The sequence below is a fragment of the Kitasatospora sp. NBC_01250 genome, assembly GCF_036226465.1.
Taxonomy (GTDB): Bacteria; Actinomycetota; Actinomycetes; order Streptomycetales; family Streptomycetaceae; genus Kitasatospora.
Genome location: NZ_CP108476.1, coordinates 8,375,616 through 8,398,852 on the forward strand (window position 1 = coordinate 8,375,616; position 23,237 = coordinate 8,398,852).

The window sequence follows — 23,237 nt, forward strand, 5'->3', positions numbered from 1 at the left end:
ACGACCGCACGGGAGCCGCCCGCGGGCCCGCCCGCGAGGCCCGAGGACGTGCGCGCCGCTGCTGGCGCGCCCAGGCTTGAAGGGGGTGGAGAGGAGGACATCGTGAACAGTCCGACCGAACGTGCCCGCCACGGCCGGGCCGTGCGCCAGCGCGTGGCACGCGGCTCGCACGGACGATGGACCGCCGCGGCCAACCGGCCCGATCCCCTCGGTGTGCTGCAGCAGGAGGCCGCCGACCGGGTGGTGGGCCTCCTACCGATCCGCTACGGACGCATGGTGGCGTCCCCGTTCGCGTTCTTCCGGGGCGCGGCGGCGGTCATGGCCGCAGACCTCGCCGCCGTCGCGGACACCGGGTTGACCGTCCAGCTCTGCGGCGACGCCCACCTGCTGAACTTCGGCGTCTTCGCCTCGCCCGAACGCGCCCTGGTCTTCGATGTGAACGACTTCGACGAGACGCTGCCCGGCCCGTTCGAATGGGACGTCAAACGGCTGGCCGCCAGCCTCGCGGTCGCCGCCAGGCAGAACGGCCACAGTGACCAGCACGCGCGGCGGGCAGCCCGTGCGGCGGTCCAGGCGTACCGGCTCGCCATGCGACGACTGGCCGGGATGGGTGAACTCGCCGTCTGGTACGAGCGACTCGACGCCGCCGCGATCCTCCCGCTCGTCAGCGAACCCGGTCGCAGGAAGCGGGTCGAGGCGAACCTGGGGCGCGCGCGTGGTCGCACGAGCCTGCAGGCACTGGGCAAGCTCACCGAGGTCCGGGACGGCCACCGGTGCATCGTCGACGACCCGCCGCTGCTGGAACCGGTCGGCCCGCCCGAGCTGCGGGCCGTCGGCAAGATCTTCGCCGAGTACCGCGGCACGCTCCCCGAGGAGCGCCGCCTCCTGCTGGACCGGTACCGGTTCGTCGATGCGGCGCGCAAGGTCGTCGGCGTCGGAAGCGTGGGGACCCGCTGCTTCGTCCTGCTGCTCACCGGCCGCGACGAGCAGGACCCGCTCTTCCTGCAGATCAAGGAAGCCGGACCGTCCGTCCTGCAGGACTACCTGCCGGCCGCGGACCAGGCACACCAAGGGCACCGGGTCGTCGCGGGCCAGCGGCTGATGCAGGCCGCGGGCGACATCTTCCTCGGCTGGATGACCGGACCGGCGGGCCGGCACTTCTACTGCCGGCAGCTGCGTGACATGAAGGGATCGGCCGACGTCGAAACGATGGACCCGGGGCTGCTGCGCCAGTACGCCGAACTGTGCGGTGCGGCCCTGGCCCGTGCGCACGCCCGGACCGGCGACCGCATCGCCGTCGCCGCCTATCTCGGCAGCTCCGACACCTTCGACCGCGCTGTTGCCGAGTTCGCGCTCCACTACGCCGACCAGAACACCCGGGACCACGGCGCACTCAGGACGGCAGTCTCCGCGGGAGACATCCCGGCGACCGAGCACGCCTGAGGCAACCAGGCGTGCCCGACGGGGCAACCGGGCGCGTCCGAACGGCTACGCTCCGGCCTCGGAGTCGGCCACCGCGATGGCGAGTCCGAGGGCCTGGGCGATGTGGGTGGCCGCCGACATCACGCGGGCGGTGCCCACGATCGGTGCGATGGCGACCAGGACGTCCTGTATCTGCTCGGGTGTCAGGTTGGACTCGTCGGCGGCGCCGAGGTGGGTGAGGTAGGACATCGGCGGTGCGTCCATGGCGACGAGCGCGGCGATGCGGGTGAGCAGCAGGGTGTCCGTCGGGAACCCGCACCGTTCGATCGAGTCGAGGGTCATGGCGGCCAGGGTGTCGAGGACCGGGGTTTCGGCTGACGTCGTCATGCGGTGTCATCTCCTGAGGGATCGGGAGCCGACACGATCGGTCCAGGGAGGCAGGGCTCCTTGTGTGTCGGATCCCTCTGTCTCAAACCTAGGAGCCTTCGGGCCCGCCTGCACCCGGTACCGGAACGTGCCCTGGGCCACGTCCTGACCATGAACGAGTACCGGTAGGGGGCATGACCAGCGGCGATGGCTTTCCGAGCGGACAAGTACCCGTTGTGCCTGGCCGGGTGATCCGTCAGTATGCCAAGCTCTGCCCCATGAGCTTACTCTCCGTGGGTTTTATCGGGCTGGGCGTCATGGGCGAGCCGATGGCGCTCAACCTGGTGAAGGCCGGTACCCCGCTGCTGGTCTGGAACCGCACCACCGCCAAGGCCCGCAGGCCGGCGGCTGCCGGAGCCGAAGTGGCCCCCGATGCGGCGAGTGTGTTCGCCCGCAGCGAGGTCGTCATCCTGATGCTGCTCGACGACCCGGGCGTGGACGCCGTCCTCGGCCGTGGCACGCCGGCCTTCGCCGAGCGTGTCGCCGGCCGCACGATCGTCAACATGGGGACGTTCGAGCCGACTTACTCGCAGGAGCTGGCAGCGGAGATCCGCGCTGCGGGCGGCCGCTATGTCGAGTCGCCGGTCTCCGGATCGAGCACCCAGGCCGCCGCCGGCGAGCTGGTCGGGCTGATGGCCGGGGAGCCGGAGGACGTGGCGGCGGTGCGCCCGCTGCTCGAACCGCTCTGCCGTGAGCTCACGTTCTGCGGGCCGGTGCCCAACGGGCTGTTGATGAAGCTGGCGGTCAACACCTTCCTGATCACCCAGGTGACCGGGCTGGCCGAGTCGTTCCAGTTCGCGCGGCGCCAAGGGCTCGACCTCGACCAGCTGGTAGCGGTACTCGGCGCCGGGCCACTGGCGAGCACGACCATGCGGCTGAAGGCACCCAAGCTGGCCGGCGAGGACTTCTCGGTCCAGGCGTCGATCACCGACTCCCAGAAGGTCGCCCGGTTGATCACCGACACCGCCGCCGCGGCGGGCATCGCGGCCCCGCTGCTCGACGTCTGCCGGGCCCTCTTCGCCGAGACCGGTCAACTCGGCTACGCGGACTCCGACATGTCCGCCGTCGTCAAGGCCATCGAGGCCCGCGGCCGGACAGTCGACGACCAGCCCGTGCGGTAGCCGCAGGGGCTGAACGCGTGCGGACCCAGGAGCAGGTAGCTGATGGCGGATCGTCCGATCCGCCATCAGTTCCTCGTCTCCGGTCACTTGCCCACCGGGTGACGCCCCTCTCCGCCCCCGATCCAAGGCCACCTACCGCGCCGGCCCCGACCCGTTCGGCTCCTCGCCGAAACCGTCGAGCAGTAGCTCTGCCTGTGTCCTCAGGCCATGCCGGTCGATCAGTTCGGGCATCGCCTCCCGAAGCACCTTGAGCACGACCCGCATCGCATAGACGTCCGCATCCGCGATCGCCCCCTTGGTCGACATCTCCTCCAGTGCCTCCAGTAGTGGGTACCAGACCTCCCCGCCGACCCTGATGCTCCGTGCGACCTTCTGGAACTCCTTGACGATGCCGGAGTCCCGCATGTCCTGCGGGCGCCGCTCGAGGTGGTCCAACAGCAGCAGCTCCGGGTCGTTGTACAGGTGCGCCTTGAGGAAGCGCAGCCGGGCGACCCGCGCATGGTCCGTCCGGTGCTGCCGCGCCGTCGCCGCGGCTTCCTCGGTGAGCCAGAGCTGCACCGTGCCGGTCAGCCCGAGGACACCCAGCTCCGGCTGGTCCACGGGTGCGCCCAGCGCCGCGTTGGCAGCGTCCTGGGCAGCCAGCACGTCCTCCGGGTCCCACTGCTCGGTGGCGGCTCTCGCGATCTCCCGGAGGCCGAGCGCGATCGCCGCCTTCTGCCCCTCGTGCGGTGCCGCGGAACCGCCGGGCTGCCAGGAGGCCGAGAAGAGCGCCATGAACGTCACGGCTGGAAGGTTGCTCGGCAGCCGTCGGCGCTCCGGGTAGTCCCAGTGCAGTCGCGCGGGCTCACGGCGAAACCGGAACCTCATCCGCCGACACCTCCAACGGTGAGATGAGAGACGCCAGTTCGGGTTCGTCCTCGATCACGGCTGCACGCAGCCGGTCCGCCGGGCTGCCGCCGTCCGGATCACGGATGTCGCCCAGCATCATCAGCAGTGCGAAGAGGGCATTGAGGCCGCTGTGGCCCCGGAAGGCGGCGCGCAAGGCGTTCAGCGCGCGATCCCGGACTTCGCCTCGCGGGCTCTGCAAGACCCACCTGCGGATCGTCTGCGCCACCTTCGGGTAGCGCTCGAAGTCCGCGAGCAGGTCTCGGAGCGCTTTGGCCAGTTCAGTATCCGAGCGGGACTCCGCCGAGGCCCAGGGCGCGCCGTCCCGCACCACGCCCAGGAGGGCGAGCGTCGCCAGGTTGGCGGAGGGTGTCGCAGCACCATCGGCCTGTCGGGGCCAGCTCTGCGCCGCCCGGGCCAGCCAGTCGGTGAGCTCCGGGTCCTCAGCGATCTCCTGGAAGACTTCGAGGACCTTCGTCAGCACCTCGGCGTTACCGCTGTCGGCGACCCGGCGCAGCCGGGTGAGCGCCGGTCCCGGCTGATCCTTGACCAACTCTCGGCAGACGTCGACGACCAGGAGTTTGTTGTCCGCCGTCGTGGCCCAGTCATAGAGAAGTCGCCGGGCCCGCTTCCGGAGGCTCTCGTCCCGGGCGGCGGCCACCATCACCGCCACCACGACGTCTGGGCGCCCCACCGCCATCCCGCGTTCCTGGACGTCCTGCAGCTTCGAGGCGTCCTGGAACGAGGCGATCAGTCGGATCATGGTGCGGACCACCGGATCGTCGGCCGCCTCGCCGCGCGTTCCCACACAGGAGACCATCCAGCGGATCAGGCACTTGCGGATCCGGTCGTCGTACTGCCCCCAGACGTGCGGGAGCATGGCCTCCCCGTAGCCGGGGCTGGTGAACTCCGCCCGGCCGGTGAGCTCGACCCGCGCGCCGATGGCCGCGAGCTGCGAGCGCAGTCCCGCTCGGGCGAAGACCTGCCGGAGGTCGGGCGAGCGCTTGGTCCCGCGCCCCTCCTCCGACTCGCCGCCGATCGCCGCCGCCAGGCGGTCGGCATCGCCCTGCACCTGCGAGGCCGGCGCCGAGCCCCGCAGCGCCAGCGCCATGGCGAGGTAGCGTTCCTCCGGTTTGAACGGCACCGCTGCGACCTTTTGGCCAATGGCGGAGCCCGACGGCAGCGGATCGCCGAACCGCTGGTCCAGCTCCGCCTCCCAGCCAATGGCCAGCTGCCTGAACTCGGCCTCGGTCCGAGCCGTGACGGTGCCCTCGTCGAGGCCCTCCTCCAGCGCCCGCTGCTGCAGGCGGTCCGCCAGCTCGATCAGTTCGGTGGCCAGCCGGACCGCACGGACCGGCAGAGCCGTTTGGAGCGCTTCCTGGATCGCGGCGCCCTCGGTGTACCGGATCAGCCTGTCTTGCTGCCGGGCTCTCAGGTGCTGCCTCAGCACCGCAACCGCGTCCGGCAGGCCGGTGAGTCGGACCACCTCCAGCGTGCCGAGTCGATAGCCCGTCAGATCGGCCCACAGCTCCGGGGTGATCGTCATGACCAGGAAGGAGCCGATCTCGGCCAAGTCCTCGCCGTACTTCTGCAAGCCGGTCAGGAAGGGTTGTTCGATCCGGTCGCACTCCTGGTCCTGGAGGTCGAGCAGGTAGGCGCGCTTCTTCCCGGTCGGGAGCTTTCCGATGGTCGGTCGGTTCCAGTCGACCTCGGTCACCTTGATCTCGACGTCCCGCGGGGTGTGCAGGGCCAGCTGCCGCTTGCAGAACGTGGTGGCCCCGGAACCACGCGGCGCCACCACCAGCATCAGCGCCGAGGTGTGGAGGATCTGTTCCATCCGGAGCTCCGCGGCGGTCCACTCCGGGGCCTCGCAGTAGGAGACGTCCGAGCGGATCGCCTCCCGATCGACGAGGTGGGACTCCAACTGGTCCAGCACCCGCCGCTGGATGTTGACGGTACCGCTGGGTTCGGCGAGAAAGACCCCCAGCGCATCGATGTGGACGGAGGTGGCGGGCTGCTCGCGCTCGGGCACCTCCGGCTCCACGGCCGGGGGCCGCTCCATGGCCTGCAGCTCCTCCTCGTCCTGCAGCCACGGTTCGTTCAGCACATCGGCGATCTCGGCGTGGGCGGGCTCAGGTGCCAGCGGTGGTTCGAACTCCAGCTCCACGCCCTTCGGTTCCACCGGCTCCGGGGCGGCGACCCGGAACCCTCCGCCGGGCGCGGGTTCGTATTCCGTGTACACGATCCTCCTCAGGGCCGCTGGCCGTCCTGGTAGACGTTGACCGTTCCGGAGGGCTCGGTCGTGACGCTGCCCGTCTGCCCGAAGTGGTACTTGGATGCCGGCTGGACGGTCGGCACCACGGCCTCGGCCGACGGCTCGGCCACCGGCTCGACCGGCGCCGGAGTCTCCAGCCCGGCGAGGTCGTTCGGGCTGCGCCGCGGGACGTGCACCCAGGCCAGCTCGGCGAACTTGTCGTCGACCTCCGCGCGTACCCGCAGGAAGTCGCTTGCCGTCAGCCGAAGCGTCCGCTTCGCCCGGACCACCGCGTGGAACACGGCGTCCGAGATGATCAGCGTCAGGAACGAGTCGAGCTTCTTCGCCTGCTCCAGGGCCGACCTCGCGGCACCACTGTCCAGCAACCGGCAGGCGTCGTTCATCGGGTCACCGTGGTAGTCCGAGGGCAGCGGGCCGACGTGGACGCTCATCCGCACCCGGATCTCCGGGTCGGCGGCCCGGCGCTGCGCGTCGTAGGCGGCAAGCGCCGCCTCCAGCTTCTCCGGCAGCGGGTCGACCAGGCGCCAGAGCCGCCGCACCGGCATCGCCAGCAGGAAGCCGTCGCCTCGGTCGCCCCAGTACTTGCGCTGCTGCCACTCCTCGGCCAAGCCGCTCTCGGCCATGGCCGCTGCGACCATGGCGTCCAGGTTCGTGCGCATCGGTGACATCAGGTGGGACGCGGCCTTGCTGTAGCCCCTCATGTCGAGGGCAAGGACCGCCTCGTAGTCCGGGACGTCCCTGGGGTCCTCGGCCTGCAACTCTTCCACGCCGGTCTTCCTCTCCTGCCGTTCTGCGCCCCGGTCGGGGCGGCGGGCATCAGGATGTCCCCGACCGGGAGCGGCCGCTGCCCAGAATTGGGCAGTGCCGTGTGACGCGGGTCTCAGGAGAAGGCGAGGATCTGCCGCAGTGCCCTGAGGTCGTGCAGCACCAGACCGCCGCCGGGGGCGGACCGCACCCAGCCGGCGTTGCGCCACGGGGCCAGGTTCTGCACCACGGTGTTCCGGTGGACGCCGATCAGCTGCGCCAGTTCGTCCTGGCTCAGCCGCACGGTCACGGGCACCGGCACGTCCTCGGCAGCCGGCGCGGCCAGGCGCAGCAGTGCTGCGGCCAGCCGGACCGGGACCTCGGCGGCCGCCAGCTCCTGCTGGATCTCGTCACCCTGTCTCACTCTGCTGAACGCGTGCCGCAGGAACAGTGGCAGCAGGTCGTTCTCCTCGACGAACGCGTGGAACGCATGGGCAGGCACGGTGTGGAGCACCGACGGTTCGACCGCGATGACGTTGGCGCTGCGCTCGCCGCCGCCCAGCACCGACTGCTCACCGAGCAGTTCGCCCGGGCCGCGAACGGCGAGGAGGGTGCGCCGGCCGCGATCGTCCTCACGGACGATGGCCGCGGAACCGGCGGTCAGCACCAGCACCTGGACCCCGCGCCTCCCCTGCTCCAGGAGCACCTTTTTCGCGGGCACCTCCTTTCCCGGGGCCAAGCGGCAGATCTTGCTCCACAGGCGCTCGCCGAGCAGCGCCCGATGACACTGGTACACAAATCCCCCAACGGCTCGAATCGACCGGCTACTGGATCAGCAGGGAAACGCTCCCGCTCAGCAGCGCCAGCATTCCCCCGCCAGACCGATGATCAGCAGTCGCGCGGAATGGCGCGGCATCCGATTTCTACCCTGGACCAGGCGCGAGAGGTCGACCGTCGGGCAACTGTCCGCATAGAGCACTTCATTGGCCGAAAGGTGGCACTGCACCTGCGAGAATGTCATATATACAGCTCACGGGTTGCCTGGCAGACGCGGCAGGATGGCCGCTCGTGTTGCTTCGGTTGGCATACCTGACTTTCGCCAACGCGTTTCTACGCCATGAGGTTCGTTATCGCCGGCATGGCGGCGAGCGTGACCCCGATTCCGCCCAGGACCAGGGAGGCGCGCACCCGTACGTGTTTCGCCCAGGCGATTCGGGAGAGCGTCACCAGCTGCCTGCTGAGCGCTGGAAGCAGATCCTGGTCTGCGAGCTCGTTGGCCAGCTCGTCGGCGTTCCAGCGCCTCAGATGGCCGAAGTAGATGGCGTTGTGCCGCCAGTCGTCCGTATCGCTGCGGGAACCGATGCGGGGAGCGACTGCCGCGATGGCGAACACGAGACCAGCGGCGATGAGTACCGCGCTGAACCAGAGGTCTACGACGGTGGTTGTCTGACGCCTCTGGGAGTACGTCCCAGAGCTCTGCGCGGTCTGGAGGAGGGTGGTAATCGCCACCAGAGCGGCTGTTTCGAGACTCAGAGCGAACGATGCCTTGACGTCCACCCGGCCGATCCAGTCGCACAGCGAGCCGTGGATCCGCCAGGCCGCGTCGAGTCCACCTGCGGTACCGGTAGCGATGGTGGTGGCGCTCGAAGGTTCTGGGAACGAGGGGTCGCTGGTACCAATGGTCGAGGCACTCATGTGGGTCTCCCAGTGTCAACGGAATTCCGCGGCCGGTGCGCTGAGACGACCGGCTGCTCATCTTGGTACCTGAAGCGGCGGGGAACGTCTGCGTCAAACGGCGCAGAGGGAGAAGGAGACGGGCTACGGTGGAGTTCGAAGGGGGTGCACGGTGGTCGGATCCGCGCTGTCCGCAGAGTGGAGAGGCCTGATCAAGTCTGCGGGCCAGGAGTTGTTCTGGCGGCGCGGTGAGCTTCTGCTACGCGAGGGTGAGACCGCGGATCGCGTGCTTCTCCTCCAACAAGGGTTGGTGAAGGTCACCGCGGTGTCCGCGACCGGCTTTACCAGCCTCCTGGCCCTGCGCGGACCAGGCGAGCTGCTTGGTGAGCTGTCCAGCTTGGATGGTGGGCCCCGGTTCGCGACGGCGACAGCCATGGGGGAGGTGGCGGGGGTGGCCGTACCGGCACCGAGATTCACCGCCCTCATGGAAACACACGGTGGACTCGCACTCGCCGTGCTGAGGAGCGTGGCCGTCCGGCTCCGGGAGTCCGACGTCGGCAGGGCCGACCTCGGCGCGTTGCCGACCGTCGCACGTACGGCACTGGTCCTCGCGAGGCTTTCCCGGAGCTATGGGACCCCGGTACCGGACGCCGCTGACGGAGTGGCCCGCCGGCTGACCATCAATCAGCAGGAACTCGCCGGCGCGGTAGGCGCCTCCCGGGAGTCGGTGGTGCGGGTCTTGCGTGTACTGACTGAGCACCGCCTCATCGCTGTTTCACGCGGACAGGTCGTGGTGAGCGACCCGGCGCTCCTTGCTCGCTGGCCCGGGGCCGAGCCCTGACAGAAGCTCGCGGCCGGCAGGGATTCAGCTGCGACCTGCCGGTTGAGGTTCCTGGTCGAGCGGGGTCTTCCTGAGCACGTCCGTGGCGAGTGCGAGGGCCTGCCTCAGTCGCGTTCTGGTCGTGGTTGGTAGGCGCCGATCTCCGAGCCCGCACGCCGTGAGCGCATCGCTGAGACCGCGGCCCTGGGTAGCGGTGAGCAGGGTGCGACAGGCGGGATGGGCGAGCAGCTCCCGTGCGGCGTAGCCGTCCGGTGGATCCAGCGTCCGGCTGATCAGGGCTGCGGCCAGGTCGCGTGCGGCTGTGCTTGTGCCCTGGTCGGCCGCGTCGATGGCGGACAGGGTGAGGCGGGTGGTGAACACGGCCAGGCCCTTGCCTGGTTCCAGGGCGAGAACGTGGTCGATGGCGGTGGTGGTGGTCGGTTGGTGCTCTGGGTGGAGGAGGGCGGTGAGCACCGCGGTGACCGCACCCTCCCAGGGGTCGCCCGGCTCGGTGGTCTCCAGCAGGGAGAGGGCGCCTGCGGTGTCGCCGGTGGTGGCGCGGGCGAGGACGGCGACTTGGCGGCCGTCGAGGATGCGCTGGCCGATGCCGCGGTGGTTCTCGATGTGGCGCAGCGCTTCGGTCCAACGGCCCGCGGCGGTGAGGGCTCGGGTGCCGTCGGCGAGAACGACGCGCCACAGCCATGTGCGGACTTCGGTGCGCTGCTGGTCGGTCTCGGTGAGGTCGGCGGGGACGGTGATGCCGTCGAGCACGGTCGCGGTGCCGGCGGTGACGGCGTGGTAGAGGTCGAGCAGGAGGCGGTGGCCCTGGTCGTGGCGGCCGGCGCGCAGGTGGAGGCGGGCGAGGTTGACGAGGGGTTCGAGGCCGCGGATCGCGCTCATTGCGGGAAGCGGGCCGAGGGTGAGGTAGAGGCCGGCGTGGCGGTGGCACAGCGCGCGGGCGTAGTCGGGCAGGCCGAGGTCGGAGGCGAGCAGCGCGGTTTGGTTGAAGACGGTGGATGCCAGGCTCGGGTCCTGCCGCTGGGAGCCCGTGTCGGCCAGCTCGCAGAGCCGGCCGACACGGGCGTCGAGGGGCAGACACGCGGGCCGGATCCGGGGGATCAGCGGGAAGCGCTGGGCGACGGGTCCGGTCGGGTGCACGCGAGCTACTCCCAGATGACGGTGATCGGGCGGTGGGGGCGGTCCAGGATGAAGCGGCCGACAGCCAGGTCGGAGGCCACGCCAGCCGGGTTGTCGGGGAGTTCGAAGCGCGGCGCGCGGTCGCGGAAGCCCCTGTCCCAGGTGCGGATCTCCTGGACGACGAGGTCGGCGAGCGCCTCGCCGTCGGGGCCGTGGCCGATGACGCCGGTCTCGTACGTCTTGCGGCCGTCCTCGCTCGGCTCACCGGGCCGGAGGGTGAGGTAGGCGAGGGAGCCGTCGTGCACGGTGGCCATGGAGCCCCAGCCGAACATGCGGGCCACGCCCCGCTGGTGAGCCATGTCGGTCACGCTCATCCGCATCAGGGAGTTGGGCAGTGTGCAGGCCAGCCACAGGTCCTGGTACTCGTAGGTGGTGCCGGCCGGGATGGTCACGCCGGTCCAGTGCTCGTGGCGGTCGTGGTCGAGGACGCCGAGCAGCGCGGTGCCGTCGACCACGTCGGCCTGGTCCTTGTGGACCTGGAGCGTCACGTCGCCCTCGCCGGTGAGGGCGACGGTGCGCCGCGCGTCGTCCATGCTGCCGCGCAGCGGCATGAAGACCGCGAGCTGGTCGTCGACGGAGGCCCAACCGTCGCCCCGGCGCTCGAAGCCGATCGTTCGGGAGGCGGTGCCGCGAAGGCGCAACGGCAGGACGATCCGGCCGGTGGGTCGGACCTGTTGGAGCCAGGTGGTTGGCATCTCGCTGGTGCTCACGGTCGCGATCACGCGGTCATACGGAGCGCCGTCCGGGTGGCCCAAGGCGCCGTCGCCGCGCACGACCTCGACGTTGGTGATACCGGCGTCGGCGAGGTGCTTACGGGCACCGTCGACGAGGTCGTCGTCCACGTCCACGGTCACCACGTGGCCCTGGGGCCCGACCAGGGTGGCGAGGTAGGCGGCGTTGACGCCGGTTCCGGCTCCGGCCTCGAAGATCCGCTCGCCGGGGCGGGCGGCGAGCTGTTCGAGCATCAGGGCGACGATCCCCGGCTGGGAGGCGGCGCTGATCTGCGTGCCGGAGCCGTCTGCCTTGGTGTAGTTGGGGTTGTCCGCGTACGCGGCCTCCAAGGGGAAGCCTGGCAGGAACCGCTCCCGCGGCACGGCCCGGAAGGCGTTCTCCACCGCGGTGCTGCTGATGGACTGCTGGGCGATCAGCCGGTCGGTGAGGCTGTCGCGCAGCTGCGCGGAGGTCGGGACGGCAGCGCTGTCGCTGAGAGTAGTCACGTGGGCGACCCTAGTGGTTGTGCGGATGGTGGGCTGCGAGAGTGCGGGGCTCTCGCCGGAGTAAAAGACGGCGTTCAACATGCTTGCGGCCATGGCGGCTTGGTGACTGGTCGGCAGACCAGCGCGGTTGGCGTGGAAGAGGAGCTGGTGGGCGAGGACAGCGCGGAGTCCACGGGTGAGGCGACCGTCCCGGGCGAGTCGTACGAGGTCCTGCCCGGCCTCCTCGAAGGCACCGACCCATGCGGCGTGATAGGTCAGCGGGCCGCCGTCCTGGGTCAGCCGACGGGTGTCCACGCTCATCAGGCGGTGCGCCGCAGCGCTCAGCGTTGCGGCGCACTCGGAGTCGATGGAGGGCGGCGCAGGGCGCAGTGCGGCGAACTGCGCCCAGACATCGCCCTGTTCGTACCAGTCGAGACCGGCAGCGCGGAGCATGGCTCCGGCCAGCACCACGACGGTCTCGGCCGGCCCGAGCGTCGACGTCGCCCGACCGGCCGCACGGGCCAGGAGATGGCGACTGTCGCTGTGGAACAGCCGGTGCGCGACCTCCATCGCCTCCGGGCCGCCGAACGCCTCGGTCTCCGGCTCGTAGATCCCAAGACTCCATCGCTCGACCGACTGTTCCTGAACGAGGGCGTCCAGGAGCATGACGACCGTCGGAGCGGGGAGCCGAGCGCGGTAGCGGAGCCGGAAGGGGGCCTTGCGCATGTACCACCAGTCCCTCAGCTCGCCCGAGTTCTGGGCGTCGGTGAGGGCAGGTGCGAGGCGATGAGCCGCGAGACGCTCGGCGGTGGCGCGGTCGGCGAGGGTGAGGTCGTGCTGGATCCAGTCAGCGGTCATCGATCGGTCCTCGGTCAGGCGGTCAGGCGGTCAGGCGGTCAGGAGGCAGGTGTCCCAGGGGGTTGTTGGGCTTGCCCCGAGTGCAGGGGCGAGCAGGGCGAGGGCGGTGCCGGTGGCGCCTTCCAGGAAGGCGGGCCCGGCGGTCGTGAGGAGGCGGCGGGCCTGTTCGTCGGGGGCGGTGCCGGGTGGTTGGGCGATGTCGAGAAGCAGGCTGGCGGCGGAGCGCAGCCGGGCGGCGTTGCGCGGGGACGCGTCGTCGGCGGCGCGGTGAGCGATGTGGGCCAGTCCGGCGAAGCCGTGGCAGGCGGACAGGTCGGTGGTCGCGGCGAGCGATGGCGGGTCCAGGAGCGCGGCTGCCAGGGAGTGTTCGGCTTCGTGGCGCAGGCGGTGGTCGCCGAGGGCGAGGGCGGCGAGCTGCTGGGCGCGGGCCACCCCGGCTGAGCCGTAGCACCAGCTCGGCCGCTGCGGTAGCAGCGGCAGCCGGCCGGCGCCGGTCAGCTGTGCGTGGGTGATCCAGTACGGCCAGGCGTGCTCGTCGCGCCACCGCGCGAGCCACTCCAGGATCGTGCCGATGGCCGGCCGCTGGCCTTCCACCTCCACGCCTTGGCGCAGCGCCAGGGCGAGCAGGGCGAGCGGTCCGGCGATCCCGTGCGCGAGACCGGTGTTGGCATGGCCGTCGGGGAACCGAGCGTCAGCCTGTCCGGACGGTCCGCCCGCCGTCCACCAGCCCGGCAGCAGCCGGCCGTTGTGCTCGACCTGCTCGGTGAGCCGGACCAGGTAGGCGAGGACCTGCCGGATCGCCGCTCCACGCGGATCCCGGTGCACGAGAAGGGAGCCGATGCCGGACAGGCCACGGATGGTGTCGAACTCGGCGAGGGAGGCCAGGCCACCGCGCTTGATCCGAGTCTGGGCCTCCTCGCACCGGCGCACGGCATCGGCAGCCACGATCCGGTCGAGGCAGTCGAGGGCGCGCTGGTAGGAGCCGGGCCGGGCTTGAGCAGCGCAAGCCAGGGCGTGCGCGACGGCAGGAGCGCCGTAGTAGAGGTAGCTGTCCGGCCCGGAGGTGACCGGCGCGTCGGCAGCCACCCTGAGCCAGGCGCGGGCGGGCTCCCAGGGCGCGAGATCCGCGGCGGCGCGTTCGATGTGAAGGAGGGCGACGCCGGGTACGCCGTGGGCCAGCGACTGGCGCCACTGGGGACGGCTCGTCCAACTGCTCGGCACGCTGCCGGGGTCGGCGAGCAACTCGGCGATCCGGAAGGACAGTTGAAACGCGGGGTGCGGCGTCACAGGTCACTGTCCCGGGAAAGCCGGGCGACGGCGGCGGCCCGGGCCAGGTACAGGACCTCCGCCTCGACGCCGAAGTCGATGCGGTGGGCGCGGACATAGCTGCAGTGCAGCAGGGAGGCGAGCACGTCGTCCGGATCGACGCCCTGGGTGTCCAGGCTGGGGAAGCGGCGCCGGTAGTCGCCGAGAGCTTGGTGGCGTTCGGCCCAGGCCTCTACGATCGCGGCTCCGCCCGCCTCGCCACGCAGCGCGGCCCAGTCGGCGGCGGGGTCGGATAGACGCACGGCTTCGCTGAACACCGGGCGGGCGACAGACGATGGGGCCCTGGCGGGGACGTTCTCGATGAGCCAGCGCAGCCCGGCCGTGGTCGAGCCGGTGAAGCCGACGGCGATGGCCACGGTGTGAGCGGCCAGCAGCGCGTGCCGGCCCGGGCGGACGGGCTGGGACAGGTGGGCGAGGACGGCAGCGGAGTCGGCACGGAAGACCTGCTCTGCGGTCTCCCACGCCGGTCCGTCGCCCCATCGGCCGGTCTCCGTGTACGAGGTGGGGTAGGCGACTTCGGCGAGCAGGCCGGCCTGGTGCAGCTCGGAGGCCCAGGTGCTGACGACGGTGGCGGCGGAGCCGAAGTCGGCCGGGTCGGGCAGTGCGATGCGCAGCCGGAGGTGATGGCGCGGATCGCGGAACCGCACGAACCACCACCCCGGATGACCGAGTCGACCGAGCAGGTCGGGGAGGTGCCGGGTGAGGACGGCGTCCTGGCGTTCCACGTCGCCGTACAGCGAGGCGAGCAGCACCCGGGAGGTTCCGGGAGCGTCGCCGTGGCCGCGACGCAGGAGCCGCGCGGTGGTCGGCTTGGGCAGGCGTGGCCAGGCCGAGGCCCGGGTCACGGTGACCGGGACCACGATCTCGTGGGCCCGACCGCCGGCCCAGCCGAGGTCGGCAGGTTCGGGAGCTTCGACGAGGACGGCGTGCGGGGCGGAGCCCAGGTGGGCGCGCAACAGAGCGCGGTGGCCGGGGCGGTCGAGGTCGAGCGGCAGCCCCTGGCTGTTGGCGGACAGCTCCACGAACCGGGGTGCCCGCCGCTGGCGCAGCAGGTCGCGCAGGGCCTCGTCCCATCGCTCCGACTGGGCGTTCGAGGAAGGGAGTTCGGTAGCGGACAGCTGCCAGGCAGCGGGGGAGAGGATGACTCGACCGTGCCTGAGCCGGGGCCGGAACGGCAGCGAGCCGAGCGATCCCCACGAGAACCGGGTGACCTGCGCGCACTGGGCTCTGGACAGTTCGGCGATCAGCCGAGCCAACGGCGGTGTGTGGACTCGCAGGTTCAGCGCGTGCGTGGCGGCAGCCTCGATCCGCACACCGAGCATCGGAGCGGCCAGGTACATCCGGCGACCGTCGCAACCCACAGCCAGGTCCTGCGGGCGCAGCACGCCGTCGCTGCACGGCCGGTGCTCGGCGAGGCTGATGACCAGCCGGCCGGTCGGCGAGCTGCGGGCCACGTGTGCGGTCGTCGGATCCAGCGGAGGGAAGGAGAGTTGGGCGGTGACGGCCTCCTGGTCCATGGCCGGCAGGCAGGTCAGTACCTCGCAGAAGGCGGTGCGGTGCTCAGGCCGGAGCAGGTGCAGGAAGCGTCCGACCGAAACTCCGACGGCCCGGGAGGCCGAGACCACCTCCAGCCGGAACTCGCCAGTGTCCAGAGCCTGCTGGTCACGGGCATGCAGCCGAGCGACGATCTCCAGGTGCGGGGGCAGGCGGAGTTCGGTGGGGCCGAGGTCGAGCGCGGTCAGCAGTGCATGGTCGAGGATGACCTCGCGCTCGCCGTCGAGCGCCGCCCGTTGCGCGAGGGCTGCCAGGACCTCGTCGCGCTGGTCGAAGCGCGGGCCCTCGGCCGGCCGGGCGCTGGGATAGCCGTCGGGCCAGCCGATCCCGCTGTCAGCCACCACGTCCAGCAGCGGCACCAGCGCGCCTCGTCCGTAGCGCTCGTAGAACCTCTGGTGGTAGGTCCGCCAGGCGGCGACGCCGTACGGAAAGGCGCTGACCCGTGCGAGCAGGTCGGCTGCACGGCTGGCCTCGTCGGCCACCGCCCGCGGGAGCATGAGGTCGGCGTCCAGGCGAAGGTCGACGGCCAGCATCGGACGATCCGCTGCACGGAGTCGGCCGGTGGTGGTGAGCGCCGCTTGGATCCGCGCACGGGCAGCGGGGCTCGGAGCCTGGTCGTGGACAGCGAGGTTGGCGTGGACCGCGCGAACCTCGGCGAGCAGCGCACCGGTGTCGGGAACCTGGCCGGCGTCCGCGTGCCGCAGGGCTGCGACGAGGTGGCCGAGGGAGTCGGGTTCGGTCGCCGGGGCGTGGAGGCTGGTGATCAGGGCCCGCCAGGCGACGAGCTCGGCCAGCATGCCGGTGATCCGCTGGCCGGGCGCGGCGGGGAACTCGGCGGCGAGCTTGTCCGCCAACTCCTTGAACCGGATCGGGTGGCGGGCAGCAGAGAGAGCGAAGGCGACGGGGCGGGTGTGGCGCAGGGTCGTTTCGGCCGCCACGGTGCCGCGCCCGGATCGGGTGAGGGGCTGATGGGGAATCACGAGGTATCCGCCACGCACGTGGACGGTGTTGTTCGCGGTCACGTCGAGTCGCGCGAGCAGAGCGGAGCAGTTTTCCAACCGCTCGATCGCTTGGGAGATCCAAGCCGCCGAAGCCTGGGCCACCACGTGGTGTTCGCCGCCCCAGCGCAGGCTGGCGGCTGGGCCGAAGTCGGCGGCCTGGACTCCGGCGAAGCGCCCGAACGGAGTCGGGCGCCCGCCGGCGCGCAGCAGGTACCGTGCGGTGGACAGGGCGGCGTGCCGCACGTCCCGCGGCGTCGGTCGCTCGGCGGTGAGCAACTGCTCGACGCGGCGGGAGAGGGTCGGGCTGGCGAGACTCAGTGCCTCGGCGAGGTCTTCGTCGGCCCAGACCGCGCGCAGCCAAGCCGCCTGCTCGTGAGCCAGTTCTGCACCGGCGGCCGTGAGGTCCGGCCAGGCCGTTGCCGGGAGGTCAGGGCGGGCGACGGCGCGCACGAGCGCCACGCCTGCGGCGCGGTAGGAAGCCGTCGGTGCGGATGGGCACATGGTGGACCTCGGTAGTAGAAGCGGAAGAGAGCGGTCGGTGCCGCCGCGTTGGCCGTCGGCCGGCGGCACCGACCGGGTGGGTCAGTGAACGCCTGTGGTGCACGCGCCGCAGGTGCTGCCGCAGCCGTCGTCGGTGAGCACCTGGAGGCTGGCAGCGTCGGCCGTCTCGATGGTGCTCACGTCGAGGTCGAACTCGTCGGCGACGGCAATCGGGGTCTCGATGCTGATCCGCTGGACCATGTGTGGCTCCTCGTGCGTAGGAATTCCCTTGCGGGACCTGGCGTCGGGACGCGGGAGTGCGCCTGCATCACCAGGAGATGGTGGGGGGCGCCGCCGGTCGGCCTTTGGGCTACGGGATTCGCGGGGCGGTCGTCAGCGCCGAGCGGGGTGCGGTGGTCAGCACCCGAGCGCCGTGCTGGTGCGTGGGGAGGCCGGGGAGCCAGTTCCACTTGGCGAGCGGATCGCCGAGCGCACGGTGTAGCTGTCGTGGACCGCTGAAGGCGCTCCGGGCATGCAGCCGGCGGTGGTTGTCGAGCAGGAACGCCTCGCCGCGTTGAAGCTGGAGCCGCCGACTATGCCGCTCGACCGCGCTCCGCAGCCGAGCGTGCACACGACGGCCCAGTGGCGCATCATCGAGCACATCACCGTCGGGCAGGTCCGGCTGCGCCATGGTGACTCGGCCGCGGCGCGGGAGCGGCTGTCCGCAGGTCTCGTCGGCGCCGCTGCCCACCACCTGCCGCACCAGCTCCAGCGGGTACTTCGAGCCAGCAGGTCCCTGCCGGATCTGCACGACCAGGCCTCCGCCGCGCTGCGTGACCTTGAGGTCGAGATGGCGGCGTGAGTTCACGCGGCACCGGCCTTCGGGAGCGCCCAGACGACCTTGCCGCCCGGGGCCGGGTGCCAGCCCCACGCGGTGCTGAGCGCGTCGACCAGCAGGAGGCCGCGCGCGTCCTCGGCGAAGTCGTCCGTCAGCCGGGGGCACGGCACCCCGGGGGATTCGTCGAAGACCTCGATGAGCAGTTGGCCCGCCGTGACCCGGGCGGTCAGCAGAATGGCCTCCGCCCCGATGGAGGCGGCGACGGCATTGGCGATGAGTTCGGTGAGGACCAGTTCGGCGTTGTCGCGACCGGTCTCCGTCAGCCAGGTGGCGAAGTGCCGCTTCAACTGCTCTCGGGCGGCCTGGCCGGCCTCGTTCGTGACCGGCAGGTCGCAGCGCAGCACATTGCTGCTCTGGTCCGGCGTCGGGATCGGAGTGAGGTCGGGGACACTGCCCAGACTCCAGGTGGTTCGGGGTGACGACATGGCTACACCTCCTCTGTGGAAGGGGGTTGCGCGGTGCCTGACCTGGCCGCCGGCTCCTCTGGCGCGGACAGGTAGCGGGGTCGTCACGTTCCGCCCCCAAGGCGTCGCTGACAGCAGTAGGGTGCTCCGAAAGCGGTGCTGGGCGCACATCGCGGCCCGGATATCACGGCTGTGATATCCGGATCGCCGTCACGATGGGCGCTGTGGACCAGACCTTGCCGAGCGGATGGGGACGGCCTTGGCAGATGAACTGTGCGGCAGGTGCGGGTGCTGGCTCAGCCGCTACAACACCGAGGGTGCTCTCTGCGGCCCATGCGCGCGTGTGGCCGCGGTGCCCTCGCCCGTCCGGCAGGAGATCCCGGCGCGGGTCTGGCTGGACCCGGCGGTCCGGAACTCCCTCGCGCGCTGGGACTTCGGTCAACTCAGCAAGTCTGTAAGGGAGTCAGCCTCGCTGCGGCAGGAGGACGTGGCCGCGCTCACCGGCGTCAGCCAGGGTTACCTGTCGATGTTGGAGGCCGGCAGTCGCCGCCTGACCAACATCGACAAGGCGCTCGACTTCCTCGTCGGCCTCGGGGTTCCGGCGGACCTGATCAGCCTTCCCCGTCGGCTCGCGACAACTCCCCAGCCCACGCCGGTCCCGAGCCAGGACACCGGCGAATCGGGCAGTGCGGTCCTCCTGGACCTCGGCTTGCCCTGGACCGCGGGTCGTATGGTGGCCGCACTGCACAACGCGGTGTTAGGGGAGTCCATGGACCGCCGCCGATTTCTCACCCTGTCAGGTACGGCGCTGACCGTACACATCCACCACTGGGGCATCGCCGACCCGGAGCCGCTGAACCGGGCCGAGAAGGGCGGCCGGATCACCGGCGAGCTGATTGCGCACCTCGGGGGCACCGTCGACCAGCTGCGGCACATGGATGCCAGCACCGGCAGCGGGAGCCTCGCGGATCTTGCCCGTGCCCATCTCTCTCTCGTCGAAGGCATGTTGCGCCACGCGAGCTACGACGAAGCGACCGGCCGCTCACTTGCCGCCATCGCCGCCGACACTGCCACCCAGCTGGGGTGGTTCCACTTCGACGCCGGCCGTCACGCCGCCGCCCAACAGGCCCTCCTCGGCGCGCTGCGTGCGGCCCACGCCTCCGGCGATCCGCGGCTCGGCGCCGGAGCGCTCTCCTACCTGGCGATCCAGAGCTACTCCGACGGTGATCCCCGCGACGCGGTCGGCGCGATGCAGGCGGCGCGGGAGAAGGTCCGGGCCGTCAACTCGCCTTCGCTGAAGGCGATGCTCCTCACCAGACAGGCACGCGGCCACGCCAGGCTGAGCGAGCGGGAGGCGTGTCTGCGGGCGTTGGGTGCGGCCGCCGAGTTCGCTGCGGAGGGCCCGTCGGAGGAGGACCCCGGCTGGCTGTACTGGATCAACAGCGGGGAGATCGCGGGTCAGGCCGGCAGCTGCCACCTCGACCTGGGCGAGCCGCGAGAGGCTGCGGTGAAGTTCGAAGCGGCCCACGCTTCCCTGAACCCGGCGGATCGCCGGACCCGGGCCCTGTTCGAAGCGCGAGCGGCCTCGGCCCACCTGCGGAGCGGCGAGAGTGAGGCGGGATTCGCGGCTGTCGAGAGCGTGCTGGAGCTGGCGGTCGGCGTGCAGTCGCCCCGCCTGCACGATCACCTCGGCCGTACGGCCGACGACCTGCGATCCTTCGGCGACGGGTCGACTGCGCGTGAGTTGATCGAACGCGCCGACCTCCTGCTGACTCAAGGGAGCTGACCATGCCTGCCGGAGCGCTCGTCCTCTGGGACATCGACCGGACACTGCTCTACGTCGGCGAGACCGACCGGCGGGTCTACCGCGAGGCGTTCGCGCGGGTCGTCGGCCGCCCTGTCGAACGGCTGCCCGCCCGGGGCACCGGGGTGACGATGCCGCTGGCCGTGCGGCAACTGCTGCGCGAGAACGGTGTGCCCGAGGCGGAGGTCGAAACCTTGGCCGAGCATGTCATTCGGCTGCTGCCGGAGCTGCTGGCCGACCGCGGGGCGGAGATGCGCGAGGAGGGCCGGCTCATGGACGGGGCGGTCGCCGCTCTGCAAGCAGTGCACCGGAGTGCCGGGCTGGTCCCGACGGTGCTGACGGGGAACCTGCGGGCCAACGCCGCGATCAAGCTCCGGGCGTTCGCGCTGAGTTCGTACCTGGACAGCTCGATCGGTGCGTTCGCCTCGGACGATTCCCACCGGCCGGCGCTCGTCGCCGTGGCCCAGCGACGTGCGGGGCTGAAGCACCGGACGGCGTTCACCCGTGCCAATACGGTGATCATCGGCGATTCCCTGGAGGACACGCGAACCGGCCTTCAGGGTGGGGCGCGGGTGATCGGTGTCGCCTCCGGGACCACTGGTGTGCAGGAACTCGAAGACGCGGGGGCTGACGCGGTCTTGACGGATCTGACGGACACACAGCTTCTGCTCGCCACCATCGCGCGGTTGGTCGACTGATACCCGGAACCGTTCAGGCACTCCTCGACCGGGCCCCCGCCGGACGGGCCTAAGGGCGGCGCAGGTGCAGGGCGAGGGCGGGGCACTGGTTCACGGCGCGGCGGGCGTCGTGGTCCTGCCAGGGGGCGACGGGGATGGTGGTCGACACCGGGAAGCCGTGCGGGCCGAGCCGGACGAGGCCGGGGGCCAGCACGCCGCACAGTCCGTGGCCGGCGCAGCGGGACCAGTCGACTTCCAGGCTGGCGCCTTCGTCGCGGGGGAGCGGCAGCAGGCCGAGGACCGGGCGTCCGCAGCCGGGGCCGGCGACGTGGGCCTCGACGTCCCGGGCGAAGACGTCGAGCGCGCTCAGCACGAAGCGGGCCGTGCCGTCGGGGTGCGAGCAGGCGCCGCCGCCCCGTGCGCCGCCGAGGGCACGCCGCAGGTCCTCCAGCACCGCGGGCCCGCCGGTGCCCGCGGCCAGCGCGGCGAGGGCCTCGGCGGCGTCGGGCAGGCCGCGCTTGCACGGTCCGCACTGCCCGGCCGACTCGCTCGCCAGCCAGGCCGCGACCCGGGTGATCTCGCCGAGCGGGCAGGTGGCGGCGGGGAGCGCGACGATCGCGCCGGCGCCGAGGGTGCCGCCGCGCTCGGCGAGACCCGCGCGGGAGAGCGGTGCGCCGACGGCGGCCGCCGGGTCCAGCCAGCCGCCGTGGTAGCCGCCCACCAGTACGCCGGCCCCCGGCGGCAGCCCGGACACCTCCAGCACCTCTCCCAGCCTCGTGCCGCTGGGGGCCTCCACCACCAGCGGCTCCGCCCCGGGACGGTTGACGGTGAGCAGGACGGTGCCCGGCTCTGCGCCGGTGCCGACCGCGGCGTACGCCGCGGGACCGAGCCGGGCGGCCACGGCGAGCTGCGCCCAGGTCTCGGCGTTGGACAGCAGCGTGGGGCGTCGGCCAACGCCGGCCGGCCCGCCCTCGGCTCCGCGGGCCTTCACCGCGGGGGGCAGCACCGCAAGCCCGTTGATGCCACGGATCAGTGCGCCGGACTCGCCGGAGACGAAGCGTTCGGGCAGGCACACGGTCCGGGCCGGGCACGGCAGGTCGCGCTCGTCGAGGGCGGCGGGGACGGAGTGCTCGCCGGGGCTGCCGGCGGCGACGCCGATCACGATCTCCTCGGCCCCGAAGGCGGCGGCGGCGAGGCAGGCGCCGTCCAGGACGAGGTGCGGAGTGCGGGCCAGCAGCATCCGGTCCTTGGCGCTCGGCGGCTCGCCCTCCGCGCCGTTCACCACGATGACCGGCCGCGTGCCGGTCCGCTCGGCGGCGGCGACCGTGGCGCGGGCCTTGCGGGCGAAGGGGAAGCCCGCGCCGCCGCGCCCGCGCAGATCGATGCGCTCGGCCAGGTCCAGCAGGGCGTCCCGGGCGGGCCGGGGGAGCGGGGGGTGGACGCGGGTGTGCGCGGCCAGGTCGAGCCGCTGGAAGCGGTCCAGCCCGGCGATCAGCCGGGCCGTCCCCAGCCCGCGCACCTGCGGCGGTTCGCGTCGGGCGCTCACCGGCCACCACCGGGCCGGGCCAGCCCCAGGGGTCCGGGGACGGGTGGTGCGGCGTGCCGCGGCTGCTGGGGCACCTGGCCCCTGAGCGGGCCGATGAGCGGACCGAAGGCCCGCGCCGGGGCCGGGTCGCTCCAGGCGGCCGGCCGGCCGCCGGCGCTGGGCGGCGCGGAGCGGCCCGTCGGCGGGGCCGGGCGCGGTGCGCCGGGCCGGTGCGCCTTGGAGCGGTGCCGGTGCCGGCTGAGCGTGCGGCGGTGCCCCAGCCAGGAGAGGGCGCGCACCAGCAGGGCGAGGGCGATCAGCGCCGCACACAGGCCGTAGCCCCACAGGACCCAGGCGTGCGCCGCGCGTCCGGCGGTCAGCCCGTGGGCCAGCGCGACCGGCCAGCAGACGTACGCGCCCGCGTGCAGCACACGCCAGAGCCAGGCGTGCCGGCTGCCGGCGAACCGCCCGCGCAGTGCGCCCGTCGCCGCGACGAGCACGAGCAGGTCGGCCGCGACGGTGCCCAGGGCGACCGCGACGGCGGTGCTGCCGGTGAACGGCAGCACCGCGCTCTGCGGGGCGGCGTGGTGCTCGGCGACCTTGACCGCGATGTGGACCGCCAGAAATCCCAGCGCCGCGACGGCAGTTGCCCGGTGCACCGACTGGACGGCCACCCGCAGCCGGGGCGTCAGGACCAGGCGGTCGGTGGCAGCCAGCCCGCACACGACCACCGCGGTCAGCGAGAGCAGGGTGAAGACCCCGGCGAAGTAGTCCAGGAAAGCCATCACGCGGCCGGCCGCACCGACCGGCGCGCCGCCGAGCGCGGCACCTGCGAACAGGGCCGATCCGGACATCTGGACACCTTCTTCCGTGGGTTTCGGGCAACCGGCAGTGAGGCGGGCGGCCCGGCTCGACCCGGCCCATTCTTAGCGGCCCGCGAAGGGCCGACA

Annotated in this window: 21 protein-coding genes; 6 read left to right on the forward strand and 15 right to left on the reverse strand. The window is 71.9% G+C overall.

From position 1 onward, the window contains the following. Positions 1–102 precede the first annotated feature (102 nt). A complete protein-coding gene (locus OG500_RS35255) occupies positions 103–1,443 on the forward strand; it encodes a DUF2252 domain-containing protein (protein ID WP_329586353.1) in 1,341 nt (446 codons plus the stop codon). 45 nt (positions 1,444–1,488) lie between these two features. Here the strand turns inward: OG500_RS35255 and OG500_RS35260 are convergent, their stop codons facing one another. Beyond that, entirely contained in the window at positions 1,489–1,809 is a 321-nt protein-coding gene (locus tag OG500_RS35260) for a carboxymuconolactone decarboxylase family protein (RefSeq protein WP_327070915.1), read from the reverse strand. Positions 1,810–2,066: 257 nt separating this feature from the next. Between OG500_RS35260 and OG500_RS35265 the strand changes: the two genes are divergently transcribed. Continuing rightward, entirely contained in the window at positions 2,067–2,969 is a 903-nt protein-coding gene (locus OG500_RS35265) for an NAD(P)-dependent oxidoreductase (RefSeq protein ID WP_327070916.1), read from the forward strand. 132 nt (positions 2,970–3,101) lie between these two features. Here the strand turns inward: OG500_RS35265 and OG500_RS35270 are convergent, their stop codons facing one another. The 5 genes from OG500_RS35270 to OG500_RS35290 form a co-directional block, all read right to left on the reverse strand. Then, on the reverse strand, positions 3,102–3,836 hold the full coding sequence (locus tag OG500_RS35270) for a hypothetical protein (RefSeq protein WP_327070917.1): 735 nt from the start codon (positions 3,834–3,836) through the stop codon (positions 3,102–3,104). After that, on the reverse strand, positions 3,814–6,096 hold the full coding sequence (locus OG500_RS35275) for a hypothetical protein (protein WP_329586358.1): 2,283 nt from the start codon (positions 6,094–6,096) through the stop codon (positions 3,814–3,816). The genes OG500_RS35270 and OG500_RS35275 overlap by 23 nt, the downstream gene beginning before the upstream one ends. Before the next feature lie 8 nt (positions 6,097–6,104). After that, entirely contained in the window at positions 6,105–6,896 is a 792-nt protein-coding gene (locus OG500_RS35280; RefSeq protein ID WP_327070919.1) for a hypothetical protein, read from the reverse strand. Between the two features lie 113 nt (positions 6,897–7,009). Beyond that, positions 7,010–7,594, reverse strand: a complete 585-nt coding sequence (locus tag OG500_RS35285; RefSeq protein WP_329586362.1) for a Crp/Fnr family transcriptional regulator — start codon at positions 7,592–7,594, stop codon at positions 7,010–7,012. 389 nt (positions 7,595–7,983) lie between these two features. After that, positions 7,984–8,568 carry a Pycsar system effector family protein gene (locus tag OG500_RS35290; protein ID WP_327070921.1) on the reverse strand — a complete coding sequence of 195 codons (585 nt, stop codon included), beginning with the start codon at positions 8,566–8,568 and terminating at the stop codon, positions 7,984–7,986. Positions 8,569–8,719: 151 nt separating this feature from the next. On the opposite strand from OG500_RS35290, the gene OG500_RS35295 reads away from it, so the two are divergent. Then, positions 8,720–9,388, forward strand: a complete 669-nt coding sequence (locus tag OG500_RS35295; protein ID WP_329586365.1) for a Crp/Fnr family transcriptional regulator — start codon at positions 8,720–8,722, stop codon at positions 9,386–9,388. 24 nt (positions 9,389–9,412) lie between these two features. Here the strand turns inward: OG500_RS35295 and OG500_RS35300 are convergent, their stop codons facing one another. The 6 genes from OG500_RS35300 to OG500_RS38295 form a co-directional block, all read right to left on the reverse strand. Beyond that, entirely contained in the window at positions 9,413–10,525 is a 1,113-nt protein-coding gene (locus tag OG500_RS35300) for a hypothetical protein (protein WP_327070923.1), read from the reverse strand. Between the two features lie 5 nt (positions 10,526–10,530). Continuing rightward, complete coding sequence (gene fxlM, locus OG500_RS35305) at positions 10,531–12,618, reverse strand: methyltransferase, FxLD system (RefSeq protein WP_329586369.1); 2,088 nt, start codon at positions 12,616–12,618, stop codon at positions 10,531–10,533. A gap of 30 nt (positions 12,619–12,648) precedes the next feature. Further along, positions 12,649–13,905 carry a lanthionine synthetase C family protein gene (locus OG500_RS35310; RefSeq protein WP_327070925.1) on the reverse strand — a complete coding sequence of 419 codons (1,257 nt, stop codon included), beginning with the start codon at positions 13,903–13,905 and terminating at the stop codon, positions 12,649–12,651. Then, positions 13,902–16,958, reverse strand: coding sequence for a lantibiotic dehydratase (locus OG500_RS35315; protein WP_329586374.1), 3,057 nt, complete (start codon positions 16,956–16,958; stop codon positions 13,902–13,904). The genes OG500_RS35310 and OG500_RS35315 overlap by 4 nt, the downstream gene beginning before the upstream one ends. 123 nt (positions 16,959–17,081) lie before the next feature. After that, positions 17,082–17,240, reverse strand: coding sequence for an FxLD family lanthipeptide (locus OG500_RS35320; RefSeq protein ID WP_327070927.1), 159 nt, complete (start codon positions 17,238–17,240; stop codon positions 17,082–17,084). A gap of 109 nt (positions 17,241–17,349) precedes the next feature. Then, the gene (locus OG500_RS38295; RefSeq protein ID WP_442789387.1) at positions 17,350–17,610 is read right to left on the reverse strand and encodes a TauD/TfdA family dioxygenase; all 261 of its coding nucleotides are present in this window, start codon (positions 17,608–17,610) and stop codon (positions 17,350–17,352) included. Here OG500_RS38295 and OG500_RS35325 point away from each other — a divergent pair. Beyond that, the gene (locus OG500_RS35325; RefSeq protein WP_327070928.1) at positions 17,512–17,841 is read left to right on the forward strand and encodes a hypothetical protein; all 330 of its coding nucleotides are present in this window, start codon (positions 17,512–17,514) and stop codon (positions 17,839–17,841) included. The two genes, OG500_RS38295 and OG500_RS35325, sit on opposite strands and share 99 nt — an antisense overlap. A 2-nt stretch (positions 17,842–17,843) precedes the next feature. On the opposite strand, the gene OG500_RS35330 is transcribed toward OG500_RS35325, so the two are convergent. Then, positions 17,844–18,302: an ATP-binding protein gene (locus OG500_RS35330; RefSeq protein WP_327070929.1), complete on the reverse strand. Its 459-nt coding sequence runs from the start codon at positions 18,300–18,302 to the stop codon at positions 17,844–17,846. 322 nt (positions 18,303–18,624) lie between these two features. Here OG500_RS35330 and OG500_RS35335 point away from each other — a divergent pair, with 322 nt between their 5' ends. Further along, positions 18,625–20,067 (forward strand): helix-turn-helix domain-containing protein, encoded by a 1,443-nt coding sequence (locus tag OG500_RS35335; RefSeq protein WP_329586379.1) that lies wholly within the window; start codon positions 18,625–18,627, stop codon positions 20,065–20,067. Between the two features lie 2 nt (positions 20,068–20,069). Further along, positions 20,070–20,783 carry an HAD family hydrolase gene (locus tag OG500_RS35340; RefSeq protein ID WP_329586382.1) on the forward strand — a complete coding sequence of 238 codons (714 nt, stop codon included), beginning with the start codon at positions 20,070–20,072 and terminating at the stop codon, positions 20,781–20,783. A 49-nt stretch (positions 20,784–20,832) separates the two neighbouring features. On the opposite strand, the gene OG500_RS35345 is transcribed toward OG500_RS35340, so the two are convergent. After that, the gene (locus OG500_RS35345; protein WP_329586385.1) at positions 20,833–22,308 is read right to left on the reverse strand and encodes an NADH-ubiquinone oxidoreductase-F iron-sulfur binding region domain-containing protein; all 1,476 of its coding nucleotides are present in this window, start codon (positions 22,306–22,308) and stop codon (positions 20,833–20,835) included. Next, entirely contained in the window at positions 22,305–23,141 is an 837-nt protein-coding gene (locus OG500_RS35350) for a hypothetical protein (RefSeq protein ID WP_329586387.1), read from the reverse strand. The genes OG500_RS35345 and OG500_RS35350 overlap by 4 nt, the downstream gene beginning before the upstream one ends. Positions 23,142–23,237: the final 96 nt, after the last annotated feature.